Source organism: Falsiporphyromonas endometrii (genome assembly GCF_042654485.1).
Lineage (GTDB): Bacteria > Bacteroidota > Bacteroidia > Bacteroidales > Porphyromonadaceae > Porphyromonas > Porphyromonas endometrii.
The window spans coordinates 33,907-51,541 of sequence record NZ_JBHSGO010000004.1 but is presented as its reverse complement, the minus strand read 5'-3'; the positions used below and the strand labels follow the sequence as shown (position 1 = coordinate 51,541).

Here is a 17,635-nt window from a genome sequence, read left to right as displayed (position 1 = left end):
TCTCTGTCACAATATATCGTTTCTGACGGTCCAAACTTAGCTCTTAAATCTGTTTATATTCCACTCGTAATTGGTCATCTCAGTGAGTGTATTTGATTTATTCTTATCTTCGTTTTTCATTGATTTATTAAGATGACCGATGACTAATTTTGACTATAGCAATTTAGAGATAAATCCGGACGAGCTTAAAAGTTCTACTGATCTTGATTTTAGACCTTTAGAGAGTAGGTTTGTAAAAGTATTAAGGGTTGAATCGATCCTTGTCTGGTTCATTATTGCTCTGATTCCCTGGATTTTGTTCTATTTATTTGATATGAATGAAATCTCTGGGTCATCTATCTTTTTGTATTCTTTTGTCGCATGGAGTGTCGTCTCTCTTGTGTGTATGTTTGTCAATCTCTTTATCCTTAAAAAGGCTTTGACCTTCAGAGGATATTCGATCCGTGAAATGGATCTTACCTATAGGAAGGGGATTATTTTGACAAAATATACCACGCTCCCATATTCAAAGATACAGCAGGTTAATGTTAAGCAGGGATTATTTAGTCGTATTTTTGGCTTCTTTACTATTGAGCTGCAAGATGGTTCTCAACTCTCAGAAGGGGTTGTTATCCGAGGTTTGTCTATGGAGTCTGCCGAGAAGTTGCGTGATTTTATTATGACGAAAATTCATTGATATGGCACAACATCCATTTAGTGAATATCGTCGCATGGGCAAGGATGCCCTCTTCATCGAAATTATCGAGTCTTCTAAACGATTGATTAAAATCCTCTGGCCTTTTTTCTTAATTATTTTGTCCAAGTGGGGCAATCTAAATGCGGTTTTGATAATTTCATCAATTGCAGTTTTGCATTTCATTCTTCTCCCCATATTGATGGGATGTTTGAGATATTATAAGACCAAACTAAAAGTCAGTGATGGCAATATTTATCTTCGTAAAAGCATTATTGCAAAGGAAGCAATCATCATACCTGTAGACAAAGTTCATGCTCTCAGGATTAAAAGATCGCCTGCTTATAGACTTTTTGATTTGGCAAGTGTCTCGATAGATACGATTGTGGACAAACAAGAAGAACTTGCCTTGATAATGACTCGGCAAGATTTGGATGATTTTGTTGAAGCTATAGATTTTTGTAGGGATGATAGTATCTCGGTCATAGATGCCGGTCAAAGCAAGGAGGCTACGAATGAGAAGCATATGGAGGAGGGTGATTTTGCTGAGCAAAAGTCGGTGTCTGACAAAAGTGGTGACGTGATTATTAGGTATTCTGTTCTACGCCTTTTGTTGGGTGCTTCTTCACAAAATCATCTGAAAGGAATAGGTGTGGCATTTCTTCTGTTATCTTCGATGTACAGTAAGTTTGACAGCTTTATTAATAGGTATATTGATGTGATTGCTTCAAAGGTCGAAGGAGTATACAATGGACTGGCATTTACAAGTTTGGTGCTGATAGCTCTTTTGATGTATGGAGTCTTTTTGATTGCATGGAATATCAAAGTATTGGTTAGGTATTATGGACTTGACCTAAGGATAAAAGGCACATCTATAAAGATTGAGTCCGGCTTGTTTACAAGAAGGTCGACGACTATTAATAGAGATAAAATAGTAGCTGTCATATTTAAAACCAATCCGTTGGAACGAATGCTCAATCTCTCCACATTGTGGCTTGAGATGTCAAAAAATGCTTTAGGATCAAAGAGAGAAAAGAATGTATTCTATGCATGGAGAGAGAAGGATGTCATTTTTAACTGGGCAAATATCGATCAATCATTGGAGAAGGTCCACCGAATAAGGTCTGGCATGGGAGTTTTCTGGATTAAGTTTTTGCCAATCTGGATACCGATAACTTTTATAATTGGAGTGATATTCTATTTTGCTCAACTTGGTTATTGGGGGATGTTGGCTCCATTGGTATCTTTGCTAACTGGATTTGCGATCTCTCTCATGTATAAAAAGAGGAGTGCTATCAGTATTTCAAATGATACAATTTTGATATATGGTGGTGCTTTTTCAATAGAGAAGACCTTCCTTCCCATGTCTATGGTTGAGAATGTAGTCCTTAGACAATCTGTTTTTCAGCGCATAAGCAATCGTGCTACAATTTCTTTTAGGACAAAAGGAAGTACATACAGTGTTAGAAGCATAGGTTTTGAAGATGCAAAGGTGATTCAGAAGTATGTGATTTATAAGGTGGAAACATCAGACCTGAGTACGATTTTAAGTTTACATCCTAATTTGTTAAGCCCTCAATCATCAAGGTTGTCTCTATAGTCGCTTTATGTATGGTGCTATGGCTCTACCTTATAACTTTCGGATTTATATGCCATTAACAGTTTATTTTTAAAAAGGTGTAAAATTGCATTCTTCATACTTTTGGGAGAATATTATTGCTTTCTTTTATTTGAATATATGATTTTTTAATATCTTGCAACCAGATATCCATAAGGTTTGTTGAATATTGTCTTATAACTTTAATTAATTTATTGCTTGTAATACTAAAGACGTGCATTAATTAAAGTGATAATATTCAGTTGATTAATGTGCTATATTAGACTGTTTTTCAATCAATTTAAAATAATCTTCTATGTCTAATCCGATAGCTGAAATGTTGCATGGAATGTTTAAATACTATACATTTCTTTTCTTTTTGCTTGTCATAGTACAGAATGTGGAAGCACAAACAGACAGCATCAAGACCGAAAAGTTACCAGAAGTTGTGATTACTGCAGATGGTCAGATTGAAATGAGTAATAAGACTTTGCTGCTTCCAACGCAACTTGAGAAAAAGCATTCTGCCAATGGGTTTAATTTACTATCTCTTATGCAGACTCCGGGCTTGGTAGTATCTGCACGCACTCGAAGCATTACCACTTATAGTGGAGGAGATGTTGTATTGTGTATTAATGGTATGGAGGTCATGCCTGAAGATGTTGCATCCCTTAGTGCAAAGAATATTCGTACTATAGAATATATAAAAACGCCAAGTGGCAAATATGCAGGCAAAGCAGGATTGGTTAATTTTGTTACGGTAAAAATGGATTATGCCGGCAATGTGTATTTGTCTGCAAACAACGGATTAGCCTACAAAATGGGAGAATATTTGGCTTTTGCCGATTTTAATAAAAAACGATACACGTTTTCCCTAACAGCTACGGGTGACTGGCATAGGGATCATAGCTATAGAGAAGGAAATGATATGTTTGTCTTTTCCGACAAATCTGTTTTGAAACGTAATTATAGGGATGATAATCCGTTGGAAAAAAACAATGGCCAAGCTATGCGATTGCGTTTAACATCAATAGGTAACAGCTATAGATTAAATACTTATGTGGACTTTACCCGCCAAGCTACGCCGGATTGCAATACCATAGAGAATATTTCTTACACAGATCCATATGGCGCATCAAAGCGAATGGTCTCATCAAGTAGCCAATCTATAGCGCCGTCAGCATATGTTAATTACACATTGTGGATGCCCAAAGAACAGACTTTCGACATTACTGCATCAGCTTCTATCGGTCATAACAAATACCATAGTTTGTATATGGAGACTGAACAGAACCCATTAAGTTCAAAAGTGACAGAAGATAATTATGTGCTGATTGGAAATGCTCGCTATTCCAAAACTTGGGAAAATGGTTTTGCCATAACAGGAACGTTGAGCAATGATTATAAACATTATACAGATGACTATGATGGAACCGCACAGGGTAAACAACAACTAACTTCCAATGTTACATTAGGATTACTTCAGCTTAGCAAATACAGCGAGAAATACTATTATTATGTTTCCGCCGGTTTGTCTAATACTGCCGTATCCTTAAACTCTGTACACAATAATTATTGTATGCCTGTCGCATTTTACGGAGGTAATTATGCTCTCAATAGCAAACACTCTTTATCGTTGAACGGTCTTTTTACTCATAGCCTGTTTGAACCTTCAGAAAAGAATTCAATGGTTATCCCAACATCTTTTTTTGAGGCTACTTGTGGTAATCCGGATATTGCGCCGATGAAGCTATTGGGAAATACACTTTCGTACAATGGACAGGCCGGGAAAGTGCTTTTTTCTTTATCGTATGATAGCAGTATTTATTTTGACAATATAGTACATCAGTATACCGCTGATACAAATACGATTTTTGATACTCGCATCAATGGCGGAACCTTCTGCGGCAATATGTTTACTTTAAGTTGTACTTATAATTTATTAAATGAGCGTTTGCGTTTGAGTGCCACAGCAATTGAAGAATGTAATAGGTTAAAAGGTTCTGCCTATGATATGTCATACAACAGTTTTCGCATAAAAGGTGGCTTGGTCTATCTTGCCGGAGAATGGATGTTTAGTTTTGATTATCTATCGCCCTATAAATCGCTTGATATTCGACAACCTTGGCTCATTCAACATCGTCCGACCTATGAGTGGGTAGCGAATTGGACTCATAAGGCACTGACTATTGAATTATTAGTACGTAATCCGTTTTCGCGCTACGACAAACAGCATATAATGATGAATTATGGCTGTTATGACAGAAACTCGTGGAATTTTAACGAAACAAATGGACGTAGTATCAATTTAACGCTGGCTTACAGATTTAGCTATGGCAAGAAATCTGAGTGTGGAGAAATAGAGGTTAATAAGAATATTGATAGTGCTATAATGAAAATGTATTGATCAATGCCAACGCTTTGTCCTTGAGATTCTGTTTGCTTTTGTAATAAATATTAGTTGAGCCTTACAAGTCCTTGACTGTATATGCTATTTGTCTTCAACCATTCAAAGCCATTTGGCCGCTTATAATTATACATTAAAGTTGATTATTGTAGTTTGCCATTTAATGATAATTCTTGGGTAAAAACAATAAAGTCTGAGGATATGGAGTTTAACTACCGATACAAATATGATTGAGGTCATCCTTATGCGTTGGCAAGTCAATTGACTCGAATCAATTTGGAGCAAAAAAGTCATCCCGTCACGATATTTGACAATTAAGTGCGTTCAGTTGCTTACCTTTGCATTACCCTGTAGGTATTTTCAACCATACGGATTATTAAAGTTTCGGATTGATGGGTTCCGTCTGAGGCTTTGGATTATTATCTGCCTCCGGTTATGTATTTGCTATTTGTGGTTGCATAGTGATCTATATATACCACGGCTCTTTGTCGAAGAATGGATGTTTTATATTGCCCATTCAGAGACGATAGCGGTATAGAGGCGAGGTAAAGATATGGGTTAATGCCTTATAGATGAAGGTTAAAAATTAAAATATATATGGATAAATTTAAGCGAACTCTTATAACAACGGCTTTGCCGTATGCCAATGGACCAGTGCATATCGGACACCTTGCAGGGGTGTATGTGCCGGCAGATATTTATGCGCGTTATTTAAGACTCAAAGGTGAAGATGTCTTGCTTATCGGAGGTTCTGATGAGCATGGGGTGCCTATTGCTTTAAAGGCAAAAGCAGAGGGAGTCACTCCACAGGATATTGTGGATAGATATCACACCTTAATCAAAGATAGTTTTGAAAAGTTTGGTATGAGTTTTGACGTTTATGGACGTACTACCAGCAAGACTCATTGTGAAACTGCCAGCGCTTTCTTTAAGAAACTGTATGAAAAGGGTGAGTTTGTTGAACAGACTTCCGAACAATATTATGATCCGGAAGCTAAGGAGTTTTTAGCTGATAGATATATAACAGGTACTTGTCCACATTGTGGTAATGAGCGGGCTTATGGTGATCAGTGCGAGGCTTGTGGCACATCTTTGAATGCTACGGATCTCATCAATCCCAAAAGTGCTATCAGTGGAGCCAAACCGGAACTTCGTCCGACCAAGCATTGGTACCTTCCTTTGGATAAGCATGAGCCATTTTTGAGAAAATGGATCCTCGAAGAGCACAAGGAATGGAGAAGCAATGTGTATGGACAATGCAAGAGTTGGATTGATATGGGGTTGCAGCCTCGTGCAGTCAGTCGAGACTTGTCGTGGGGTATCCCCGTACCTGTTGAAGGAGCCGAAGGCAAAGTGCTATATGTCTGGTTTGATGCACCTATTGGTTACATTTCAAATACCAAAGATCTTCGTCCGAATGATTGGGAGACTTGGTGGAAAGATCCTTCTACGCGCATGCTTCACTTCATAGGTAAAGACAATATTGTTTTTCACTGTATTGTATTCCCGGCCATGCTGAAGGCTGAAGGCAGTTTCAATCTTCCTGATAATGTGCCGGCTAATGAGTTCCTCAACTTGGAGGGAGATAAGATTTCTACAAGCCGCAACTGGGCTGTATGGCTACATGAATATTTGGAAGATTTCCCCGGCAAGCAAGATGTGCTTCGCTATGTCTTGACTGCCAATGCTCCCGAAACGAAAGACAATGACTTTACATGGAAAGATTTCCAAGCGAGAAACAACAATGAACTTGTTTCTGTCTTCGGTAACTTTGTCAATAGAGCATTGGTCTTGAATCAGAAATATTATGACGGTATTGTTCCAGAATCCGGAGAATTTACCGATTATGACAAAGAATGTCTTGCTGAGATGAAGCGCTTGCGAAAAGAAATCGAGTCAAGATTGGATACGTTCCACTTTAGAGATGCCCAAAGAGAGGCTATGAATATGGCCAGAGTGGGTAATAAGTATCTTGCAGATTGTGAGCCATGGAAGGTAATAAAGACCGATCCCGAGAGAGTAAAGACGATATTGTTTGTTGCCATCCAAATTGCGGCTAATCTTCGTATTGCATTTGCTCCGTTCCTTCCATTTAGTGCAGATGCTCTTGGCAAGATGATCGGTATGCCTTCGGATTCTTTTAAGTGGGATGATTTGGGTCGTATAGACTTGATCGTGTCCGGAACAAAGCTTGAAAAGCCTTCACTTCTTTTTGAAAAGATTGAAGATGAAGTGATTGAAGCTCAACTTCAACGATTGAGAGATACCAAGGAGGCCAACAAACTCAATGCTTGGAAGCCCAAAGATATTTCCAAGGAATGTAGTTTTGATGACTTTATGAAACTTGATATTCGTGTAGGCACCGTCCTTGAATGTATCAAGGTTCCCAAGGCGGACAAACTCCTCCAGTTTAAAATAGACGATGGATTGGGAGGTCGTACGATTGTTTCCGGTATTGCCAAATACTATAAACCTGAAGATTTGGTTGGCAAGCAAGTCTGCTTTATAGCTAACTTCCCTCCTCGTAAACTTCGTGGTGTGATGTCTGAGGGTATGATTCTCTCTGCTGAACATCCGGATGGTACACTTAGAGTTATTGGTCCGACTGAAGCTATTGAGCCCGGCTGCTCTGTAGGTTGATTATTATTGCAAGATCTCTTCCTTATGTCTTTTGTATAGACGGAAGAGATCTTGGTTCTACATAAGTTTGGTGTAATCTCTTTATTGGTAGAATATCACCATACTGTCTTTATAAACACAATAGGCGAGTTGTCGATAAATTGTGTCGTAATGAATGAAAGTTGAATTGTTTCATTGCGCTCAATTATGGAATATGTTTTAAACAGTTCTTACCATGATTTATCAAGACCCACCAAACACAATCTTTTATTAATATGCTAAGCAGAATACATCAATTTGATCCCAAGCGAATCTACAACTCATACAAAGATGAGATTGATAAGGCTGTACACGATGTCTTGTCTCAGGGTTCTTATATCGGAGGTGAGTTTGTTAAATCTTTTGAAGAAGAATTGGCAAGCTATCTTTCTGAAAACAACGAATATACCGTCATCTCTTGTGCAAATGGCACAGATGCTTTGGAATTGGCTTTTCGTGCAGCTAATTTAAAGCCCGGCGATGAGATACTCATGCCTTCACATAATTATGTATCTGCAGTAGAGATGGCTGTGAATATGGGGCTTGTGCCTATCTGGGTCGATACAGCTCCCGATGCTTTTACAATAGAGTATAGAGCTTCGGAACTTGTTCGATACCTATCTTCCAAGACGAAGGCGTTGGTTGCTGTAAATATGTATGGTATGTCGGCACAATGGCAAGAATTAAGGAACTTTTGCACCCAATATGGACTAATCCTCATCGAAGATAATGCCCAAGGCTTGGGAGGACAACTTCGTGTTGATAACCAATTGCGCAAGTTGGGTACATTTGGAGATATATCGACCATGAGCTTTTTTCCTACAAAACCTTTGGGGTGTATGGGGGATGGTGGAGCCATTTGTTGTCGCAAAGATTCTCCTTATGCCGATCGTCTCAGACGATTGCATATACATGGACAAGAGGTAAAATATCAATTTGTTGAGCCGGGACGAAATAGCAGACTGGATGCCCTTCAAGCCGCTATCTTGAGAGTTAAGCTGAGGCATCTATCGGAAACTCTTGGTGAACAAGCACGTGTGGCAAAAAGTTATTCGGATGCTTTGGCCATTGTTGATTCGCGCTGTTTGACCTTACCAACGAATGGTATTGATTTGTCTAAGTCTTATCCTTCTTGGCATCTATACACAATTCGGGTTAAGAGAGATCTTCGTGACAAACTTCGAGCTTTCTTATCCGATCAAAAGATTGATGCCGGAGTTTATTATCCTGTTCCAATGCATCAGGTTGAATGCTATTCTTCGATCTCTTCTTCTCATTCTTGTGTTTGTAAGAGATCTGATGAACTGTCAGAAGAGATTCTTTCTTTGCCTTGCTATGCATTTATGGAAGAGGAAGAGGTCGCTCGCGTTGTAGCAGCAGTTATTGAATTTTTTTATAATTAATCAAATGACCAAACAACAGAATAACGCTTGTATCAAGCCGGTCAGATTTGCTATTGTCGGTTGTGGTCATATCGGCAAGAGGCATCTGGAAATGATACAAAAGGATGGTCGGGGAGTTGTGACTGCATTGTGCGATGTCAAGGACCCTTTAGATCTTTCCTTGTCTGAAGATGCTCTGTCTCTACCTTTTTATCATGATTATCGTAAGATGCTTTCGTTGCATCAAGGAGATATAGATATTGTTTCTGTTTGTGTCCCCAATGGGTTGCATGCGGATGTTGGAGAGGCTGTATTGCTTTCCGGATTTCATGCTCTAATAGAAAAGCCCGTTGTGCTTTGGGACTCCGAAGCAACACGATTGAGAGAGGCTGAGCGGAAAAGTGGAAGACGTGTTTATGGCGTTCTTCAGAATAGATATACACCCTCTTCTGTCTGGCTCAAATCACTTATTGAGAGCGGCAAGTTGGGTAAGATTTATCATGTGCGTTTGGATTGTTTGTGGAATAGGGATCAAAGATACTACCTTCCTCGCCAATGGCATGGCGATCTTCATCTTGATGGTGGTACTTTGTTTACCCAATATTCACACTTTGTAGACCTTCTTACTTGGTGGTTTGGCCCTGTTGGACAAATTGAGTATGCTCGTTATGCCAATTTTAATCATTCGGAGATGATTGATTTTGAGGATAGTGGAGATATTTGCTTTACCTTTAATTCGGAGGCTAAAGGTGTTATCCATTATTCTACAGCTGTCTTTGATCACAATATGGAGATTGCATTGACAGTTTTGGCAGAAAATGGAGCAATTAAGGTTGGTGGTCCCTTCCTTAATAGAGTAGAGCAATGTACTGTCAAGGACTATGTAATGCCCGATGTCCCGGCTTCAAGACCCGGTAATCAATATGGAGGATACAGTGGCTCTGCACAAAATCACCATTTGGTCATAGGCCATGTGATCTCTGACCTGTTGGGCGAAGAGGCTGAAATAATAACTTTGGAGGATGCTTTGTCTGTGGTCCATACGATAAGGTCGTTTTATGATTTTTCGCCGGAGATGAAGTCCCTATTGCGAAAATAACAAACATAGAGACTCTTTATCTATCTTTAGGCTTTGCTTTTGGTGTATAAATAGTCTTTAGTAACACATATCAATCAATATTAAAATGCGATTTCTTAAACTTAGATGTGTGCATGCTTTGGTATTTGCACTATCACTATTGACTTTGTTCGGATGCAAGAGTGATGAGGATACCGTTACAATTCGTATCGTTCACACTACTGATGTGCATGGAAATTACTTTTCTTACAATTTCTTAGACAATAAACCTGGTAAAGGTTCGTTGTCCAGGTTGGCAACTTATTTGGAAAAGGCGCGTAAGGAGAATCCAAATCTTTTGCTTTTGGATGGAGGGGATATCCTTCAGGGTACTCCCGCCTCTTACTATTATAATTATGTTGATACGACGTCCCCACATGTTGCGGCTCAAACTTATAATTATCTAAAGTATGATGCTGCGACGATTGGCAATCATGATATTGAGACTGGTCATGCTGTTTATGACCGTTGGTCCAAAGAATGTGATTTCCCTGTGTTAGCAGCCAATTTGATTGACACTCGTACCAATAAGCCATACTTTAAACCTTATATAGTGAAGAAAGTTAATGGTGTAAAGGTTGCTATTATTGGTTTTATTACTCCTGCTGTTCCGGAGTGGGTTCCTCAAATTTACTGGCAGGACTTGGGTTTTGAAGGTATAGTCCCTTCTGCTCAAAAGTGGATGGATATTGTTCTTAAGAGAGAGAAACCCGATGTTATTTTAGCTTTGATGCATTCCGGTCTTACCAACCTCAATCACCACTATATTGAGGATGCCGGTGAAGCTTTGCTCAAAGAGGTTTCAGGTTTTGATGCAATCTTATTGGGTCATGATCATAAGCCTTTGATGACTAAGATGAAGAATATGCATGGAGAGGAAATCTTGATGTCCAACCCCGGAGGTAATATTAGTAATGTCTCAGATATTACAATTAAGGTTAGGCGAAAGAATGGGAAGGTTGTCTCCAAAGAAATTAATGGGCAGCTGATAGATTTAAATGATTATAGCCCCAACCAGGAGTATGATGAGCATTTTGCTAAGCAGGCGGAAGCAATTCGTCAATATGTCTCTCGTCCTATTGGTACCTTGGTCGGTGATTTGAACAGTAGTAGTTGTCTTTTTGGACAAACAGCATATATGTCATTGATACAAAGGGTTGAGCGAGAATATGCAGATGCGGATATCTCTTTTGCAGCTCCATTTTCATTGAAGATTAATATCAAGAGTGGTCCGCTCTATATCAGGGATTTGTTCCGATTGTACCGTTTTGAAAATTCTCTTTATCAGATGGAGCTTACAGGTCAGCAAATCAAAGATTATTTAGAGCTTTCGTATGCAAGATGGGTAGCCGGAATGAATTCGGAAGAGGATCATTTGCTTTTGTTTCAGGACAATAATGATGGGATATTCAAACTTGCTTATCCGGTTTTCAATATGAGTTCGGCGGGAGGTGTTGATTACATTGTCGATCTTACGAAGCCTGTTGGATCAAGAGTTTCTATTCTTCAACTTTCTAATGGTCAGCCATTCTCAATGACCAAGAAATATAAGGTAGCTGTTAATTCTTATCGTGGCGGTGGCGGTGGTGATCTTATGACTGAGGGTTGCAAAATCCCGTTTGAGGATCTTCGTTCGCATATCATCAAAGAATGTAGGAGTGATATTCGTCACTACATTCATTTGTACATCGAAAAGAAAGGCAAAATCGAAGCTGTCAATGATAAGAATTGGCATTTTGTACCCGAGGCATGGGCAAGAGAAGCCGCATCTCGTGACGCAAAGTATCTATTTAAATGAGTATCTGGCTACTATTGGCAACCCTTGCGTTTGCAGTTGTATTTGGGTGGTTTGCCAAAGGAGAATCACCCAAAGATCAGTATGGCAACAAGATTTATTCCGGTTTTTTTGGCCACAAACGAAAGACAATAGTGGTGGATGTGGATTGTTGTAAGCATACCGCTTTACACATTGATCCCTCCATAGTTAATGATCGGATGCGTTGCAGTACATTGATTATAGACACAGAGACGACCGGGTTGCCGCCTGAAGAGGGTGATTTGCATTATCTTGATTTGAGAAAGGCGGTTGTTCAGTTTGCATTTATTGCACTTACAGAAAAGATGCAACCATACAGAGAGGCCTCATATCTTTTGAAGCAGGATGAAGAGATTCCACCGGAGCTGGTTGTTCTTCACAAGGTAGAGAATAGTCGTATGATGAGGTCCGGTATAGAGCCAACAACAGTCTATACGGAGTATCTTCTTCCATTGTTGAAAGATCGTCCATTGATTGTTGCTCACAATGCCGATTTTCATATCAATGCTCTTGCTCTTGATATGGCTCACTATGGTATTTCTCCCGATATTCTTTTAGAATGTCCTTCATTTTGCACCATGCAAGCCGGAGTCGATATAGCTCATATTCAAGATAGAGCAGGTACATGGAAACTTCCAAAATTGAGGGAACTTTTTGGCACCTTGTACTATGGACGTCCTGATATTAAGGTGGAATTTGAAGATAAGGCCCATTCAGATGTTAGAATGGTCAATGCTTGTTATAAGAAGATGTCTCATTTGAGATCCTAATTCTCTTTTTGTATGATCTCCTCGGTAAAAAATTTGCTGCTATCTAATGGGATTGATCCATCTTGTGATCGATTGCTTGTAGGGTTGAGTGGTGGTGCTGACTCCATAGCTTTGGCTTTGCTCCTTAAAGAGTTGGGCTTTGATATGGTGGCCGCACATTGCAATTTTCATTTAAGGGGAGAAGAGAGTGTACGAGATGAATGTTTTGTCAGAAACTTTTGTCAGCGATATAAAATTGCATTGGAGTGCATATCTTTTGATACTTATGAGTATGCAGAGATGCATGCTCTTTCGATAGAGATGGCGGCGAGAGATTTGCGATACACTTGGTTTGAGCAGCTTCGCACGAGTCATCGACTTTCGTACATTGCTGTAGCTCATCACCTGGATGACAATGTGGAAACAGTTCTCTTAAATCTTATCAGAGGTACCGGACTTAATGGCTTGTGTGCAATGCCACTTGTTAGAGAAAATTTTGTGCTGAGACCATTGATCAATGTTACAAAGCAACAGATCCTGGATTATCTTAAACTTAAAGGGCAATCATTTTGTACGGATTCTACTAATGTCGATACACAGTTTAAACGCAACAAGGTGCGTCATGAGCTTATCCCTCTTCTAAAGGAATTTAATCCCTCTGTAATAGATGGTATTAGTCGAATGATCGAAAACTTACAAGGAATTAGATTGTTGTTGGATACCTATCTTATGCCGGACAAAAAGAGGTTGGAGGAGAAGGGTGTTATAGATATCCGTGCTGTGAAGTCTTGCATGGCTCCGGTATCATATCTCTTCGAATTGCTTAACCCTTATGGTTTTTCGCGAGAGGTAATAGAAGAGATAGCGAGAGATATTGATGGGCAATCGGGAGCGGTCTATTATTCCTCCGAATATCAAGTGGTAAGGGGATCTTCTGAGCTGAGGCTTTCTGATTTGTCTTCTGAGTCGGACTCGTTTGAGCCAATGAAGCTTGATATATCTTCGGAGCGAGGAGGTATGAATATCCCATGTGGCTCCAATCCCTTCGGTGCCAATAGATTGTCTTGGAAGGTGATCGATCGCTCCGATATGGCATCCTTGAAGGTCGCTCAAGATACTTTCTTATTGCCTCTATCACAAGCTGAAAATGTATATGTGAGGTCCTTTGATTTAGGGGAGCGCATGAAGCCCTTTGGATTAAAAGGCTCTAAGAAGATTTCTCAAATATTAAAGGATCGCAAAGTTCCCTTGGAGCAAAGACCCTATCGTCTTGTCCTGTCTGTTGATGATACTATTGCATGGCTTTTGGGGGAGGTTACATCGGATAAGTTTATGGTCAAAGAGCAGGACAAAGAGATAGTTGTCTTTACATTGGAATCTATATCTTTTTGATTGCGATGGGCAGCCATCTGTTTAGGCTATCTGCAAGTGCGGTACTATTGTTTCGTACCAACCATGATTTTCTGAGTGTAACGGAGAGCGGTGTCGAACAATCGATGTTTGGCAAGAGTTTGATTAATCTCTCTTTCTGCCCTGAGGCTACAATTGTGTTTGATATCTTGCCGTCATTGACGAGTATTGAAAGTTGTTCGGGCCCATAGATCGAATCTTCTACAATCTTTATCTCTTTGCCCCATTCGTCTGCAATGTTTTGTACTATCAGCTTGGCAGGGATGCCTTGCGGAATGACAATAGAATCAATATCATCAGCTTGCCCCTTCTTTTTGACCAAGTAAAATTGGCTCATCTCGATTGGATTGAGTGCTTTGAAGTGAGCTTTGTCAAGATCGGTCGTAATAAGGGTCGGTATTGCTATGACATCCACTTCTCCTCTGGAAAGAGCCAACTCACTTTTGGGCCAGTTGTTTTCAATCTTGATGTCCACATTTACCCCCGCAAGTTTGGATAATTCTTTACTCACTTTGTAGACAAAACCTTTGACTGAGTCGCCTTCAATTTTATAATCCAGCCCATTGTAAGAAGTCAGAAGGGTTAGCTTGCCACTTTTTTTGATTTCTTTCCAGTCTCTTTGAGCATTCTTTGATGGCAATTCATAAGGATTATGAGTAGTATTCTTGTGTCTTCCCAATAGGATCATCATTAGGATGGTCATAATTAGAAGGACAATATATATGATGATTCTTTTCCGAGGAATTTCCCTTTTGTTCATAGCTTCTTATCAGATACTTCTAATCTTTAGTCATTAAAATCTACGGCAATCCCAAACTTGAATGCCATTGGATCTATTGCGTAGTGTGGCAGGCTAAAACGATCTTGATTGAATATGGCCTCTCCTATGTTGTACATCTCGACAAAGAATCTGGCTCTTTTGAGGTGTGCATTGAGATAGAGAGTCATAAGGGGAGCATTGCCACCCACATTGATTTCGTTTTGATTGTAAAACTGCATTGTTGCGGGATCATATCCGGGAGCTTTGTATTTGGTGTGAAATCTCGCATCTACCCCAATCTGGGTATGCATCACTTTTGCAATGTAAAAATCTAAGAATAGATTGCCGTACACAGAAAAGTCGGGGAGTGGAATAGCCTTTTGATCGCTGCTTTTTTGGTATGCAGCTTGCAACTGAAGCCCTAATATCCCCAGCTTCTTTGATTCTTTTATCTCAGCTGACAAAACTTGAATGGCACCACTCTTTTGCATTGGAAGACCTTGGTAATCAAAGAAGATATGATTTTTGAGTGTTGCTGTGTTGACCTTAATCTCCAGTCCCAGCCAATCGCTGTATAACTTACCTCCAAAATCTATTCTTTTGGGATCGTCGAAGGATTTGTCCCACCATCTGAGCGTGCCATGCTGATGTTTGAGAAGATATGAAGCTTTGGTATTACTCATATTGGCCCAAACATCCAGTCCCATCTTTTTCTTAAATAGTGTGACATTGGTGCTTAGTATTCCATTAAGTCTAACTGTACCAATATTTTCCCCAAGTACCGATACTTCGCCATTTGCCAAGAAGTTGAAGTGTTTCCCTTTCATGCTGTTGATCTCTCCACCAAGATACAGATCATAATCACTATCCTTGAGCCAGTTCCCTTTGATAGAGTCCATCAGATGGTAGTTTCTGTTTTCTAATCGAGCATAACCGGTGAGCCCAAATTTGACCCATGGTCTGAAGCCTTCTCTAAGCGACAGTGCCAGTGTATTGGCAATTTCTGTCATCTCTGTGGTATCATTTGGAATAGCTTTGCCATCCGTATTAAGGATGAATGTCTCCGGATAAAATTTCTTCCAGTCAATCCCCTCTTTTGCAATAAAGCGTCTATGGTTTTTGGAATATCTTAGAGAGTGCACGATACTTCCAACAGGGATAAAGACAGTAGAATCTTTGTCCTCCATAACTTTTCCATTCTCGTCTTTTACCTCTATATCTTTGTGGTATCCGAGGTTAAATCTATGGGTAAGAAAGGCATGACCTTGTCGCAAGGTATTGAAGACCTTTGAGCCCGGAAAATTTACAGGGATATCTTTTGTTCGGATATCTGTCTTTCCTTTATCAAACTCTTCCGGATGGGTAATGTATCGATCATTGGCGATACCACCGTTTTCTGTTATGTTGAAATAGTCGTTTCCAAAAGCTGCATATATCTCATACCGATCAAGTTTGTACGATCCAAATACTCTATAACAGAAGTCTTTGGTCTTTTGACTTTCGTAGTAACCGTTGGAGTATGTATAATCAAAATCACAACCCAGGTTGAATCGTTTGCCGTAATTAGAAGAGAATGTTGAATTGATGCGGCTGTTCCTATTGTCTGTATCGAAATTTCTTGTGAAGATAACCTTGGTAAAGGGAGATTTTGTATCGTAAAACCTTGCCTCTGAAGGGTCGTACATTAGTTTGTAAAGAGCATCTTTGTAGAAGAAAAAACTTCTTTCGGAAGGCAAATCAAAAAACATTTTGGATACCCAAGGTGAATTGTAATTGCCGAGATAGCCGGTTGACAAAGATCTACCATCAGCCGACTGTCTATTAAAGAACCCCCAAGTGACGGTATCCATACTCGTGCGAATGGCGTCTCCGGTGTTGGGGTTGATCCAAAAGGCTTTGGTCTTGTTGCCCCGGTATATAATTTGCTCTTCGCTGACTTGGTTCTCTTTTTTGAAATTATAAGGGTCGAAGCTTTTATCTTTTGCACTCCCCTTGACTGTATTTTGTGCAGATACACTTTGTGATAAAAAGCATATCAGCACCGCCATAAGCAGCCCGAAGGGAACCTTGTATGATGTCGTTTTGTTCTTATTCATTGCCTATTTGCTCATCTTTGTAATACCATAACAAAGGTAATATTGTGGAGACTCTCGGGGATAGGCGGGCAAAGATCATGGATGAATAGAGTTTGCGCCTCTTTCGGTAGTCCATATCTTTATAAGTGCACGTTTGAGTGTTGAATATATCATGCACTGAATAACTGTTTTGAACTATCCTTCAAAGTGTTTGAAGGAGGTTTCTTTGTAATTGATACAAATCAATATCAGCCAATAAATTCAAAACAGGTCCTAAGCCCCATAAGGATCCTATCAAGGTACAAATGTAGCGATTACAACTCATTATTATGTCATTAGTTGATGCTATGAAGGGAAAGGAAAAGGGCGTTAGAGAAGATTCTTGGTTTGATTTCCTCTTGCACTTACAATATCTTTTCAACGGGTTCTTGGAGTTGAAGTTAGTTTGTCAGGCTTTCAATAGTACATTAAATAGGTTGTGTTTTGTACTTTTGGTAACATAAGGCGAGGGGTAACTTCCTTGTTGAAGCTATCTTTTGTATTGCATAAAATATCATTATATAAATCATTATGAAAACAAATTCTTTTCACTATTTCTCTTTTGCCCTTGTTTTATCAGTTGCATTTTGTTGTATCATTGGGTTTACATCTTGCAAACATAGCGATCGTGCCGATGCTGAGCAGGCAGCTCGAGAGTTTGTTTCGAGAGCTTACAATCATGACTATGATGGCGCAGCCGAGTATGCTACGGAGAGTACCAAAGGCTTATTGAATTTTATTAAAGGCCTTGACAGCTCCAAGATAGATGAAGAGGGGATGAAGAGCTTTCAGTTTGAGGTTGTTGAGGATAGCATTGGCGAGAGTCGTGGCTGGATTGTCTACAAGGATAAGACGGGGTCAAATAATCGAATAGACCTTGTTAAACAAGATGGTAAGTGGTTGGTAGATCAGAAGCTCTGATACCAAAAGTGTTTTTGGCAATTAGGAATCA

The 17,635-nt window shown here is 39.5% G+C and carries 12 protein-coding genes; 10 read left to right on the top strand and 2 right to left on the bottom strand.

The features are described 5' to 3' along the window. Nucleotides 1-313 precede the first annotated feature (313 nt). The 9 genes from ACFO3G_RS00260 to tilS all read left to right on the top strand — a co-directional run bounded on the left by ACFO3G_RS00260 (nucleotide 314) and on the right by tilS (nucleotide 13,791). Nucleotides 314-676 carry a PH domain-containing protein gene (locus tag ACFO3G_RS00260; RefSeq protein WP_380076863.1) on the top strand — a complete coding sequence of 121 codons (363 nt, stop codon included), beginning with the start codon at nucleotides 314-316 and terminating at the stop codon, nucleotides 674-676. Nucleotide 677: 1 nt separating this feature from the next. Beyond that, nucleotides 678-2,273, top strand: coding sequence for a PH domain-containing protein (locus tag ACFO3G_RS00255; protein ID WP_380076861.1), 1,596 nt, complete (start codon nucleotides 678-680; stop codon nucleotides 2,271-2,273). A 313-nt stretch (nucleotides 2,274-2,586) separates the two neighbouring features. Continuing rightward, nucleotides 2,587-4,677 carry a TonB-dependent receptor gene (locus ACFO3G_RS00250; RefSeq protein ID WP_380076859.1) on the top strand — a complete coding sequence of 697 codons (2,091 nt, stop codon included), beginning with the start codon at nucleotides 2,587-2,589 and terminating at the stop codon, nucleotides 4,675-4,677. A gap of 597 nt (nucleotides 4,678-5,274) precedes the next feature. Further along, the gene (gene metG / locus ACFO3G_RS00245; protein ID WP_380076857.1) at nucleotides 5,275-7,317 is read left to right on the top strand and encodes a methionine--tRNA ligase; all 2,043 of its coding nucleotides are present in this window, start codon (nucleotides 5,275-5,277) and stop codon (nucleotides 7,315-7,317) included. A 254-nt stretch (nucleotides 7,318-7,571) separates the two neighbouring features. Continuing rightward, the gene (locus ACFO3G_RS00240) at nucleotides 7,572-8,738 is read left to right on the top strand and encodes a DegT/DnrJ/EryC1/StrS family aminotransferase (RefSeq protein WP_380076855.1); all 1,167 of its coding nucleotides are present in this window, start codon (nucleotides 7,572-7,574) and stop codon (nucleotides 8,736-8,738) included. Nucleotides 8,739-8,742: 4 nt separating this feature from the next. After that, nucleotides 8,743-9,816, top strand: coding sequence for a Gfo/Idh/MocA family protein (locus tag ACFO3G_RS00235; protein ID WP_380076853.1), 1,074 nt, complete (start codon nucleotides 8,743-8,745; stop codon nucleotides 9,814-9,816). A gap of 85 nt (nucleotides 9,817-9,901) precedes the next feature. Continuing rightward, the gene (locus ACFO3G_RS00230) at nucleotides 9,902-11,632 is read left to right on the top strand and encodes a bifunctional metallophosphatase/5'-nucleotidase (RefSeq protein ID WP_380076851.1); all 1,731 of its coding nucleotides are present in this window, start codon (nucleotides 9,902-9,904) and stop codon (nucleotides 11,630-11,632) included. After that, nucleotides 11,629-12,420 carry a 3'-5' exonuclease gene (locus ACFO3G_RS00225; protein WP_380076849.1) on the top strand — a complete coding sequence of 264 codons (792 nt, stop codon included), beginning with the start codon at nucleotides 11,629-11,631 and terminating at the stop codon, nucleotides 12,418-12,420. The genes ACFO3G_RS00230 and ACFO3G_RS00225 overlap by 4 nt, the downstream gene beginning before the upstream one ends. A 12-nt stretch (nucleotides 12,421-12,432) precedes the next feature. Beyond that, entirely contained in the window at nucleotides 12,433-13,791 is a 1,359-nt protein-coding gene (gene tilS / locus ACFO3G_RS00220) for a tRNA lysidine(34) synthetase TilS (protein ID WP_380076847.1), read from the top strand. Here the strand turns inward: tilS and ACFO3G_RS00215 are convergent. After that, nucleotides 13,778-14,569, bottom strand: coding sequence for a transporter substrate-binding domain-containing protein (locus ACFO3G_RS00215; RefSeq protein WP_380076845.1), 792 nt, complete (start codon nucleotides 14,567-14,569; stop codon nucleotides 13,778-13,780). The two genes, tilS and ACFO3G_RS00215, sit on opposite strands and share 14 nt — an antisense overlap. 26 nt (nucleotides 14,570-14,595) lie before the next feature. Continuing rightward, nucleotides 14,596-16,665 (bottom strand): putative porin, encoded by a 2,070-nt coding sequence (locus ACFO3G_RS00210; RefSeq protein ID WP_380076843.1) that lies wholly within the window; start codon nucleotides 16,663-16,665, stop codon nucleotides 14,596-14,598. A 549-nt stretch (nucleotides 16,666-17,214) separates the two neighbouring features. On the opposite strand from ACFO3G_RS00210, the gene ACFO3G_RS00205 reads away from it, so the two are divergent. After that, a complete protein-coding gene (locus tag ACFO3G_RS00205) occupies nucleotides 17,215-17,604 on the top strand; it encodes a nuclear transport factor 2 family protein (protein ID WP_380076841.1) in 390 nt (129 codons plus the stop codon). The last annotated feature ends 31 nt before the right edge of the window (nucleotides 17,605-17,635 follow it).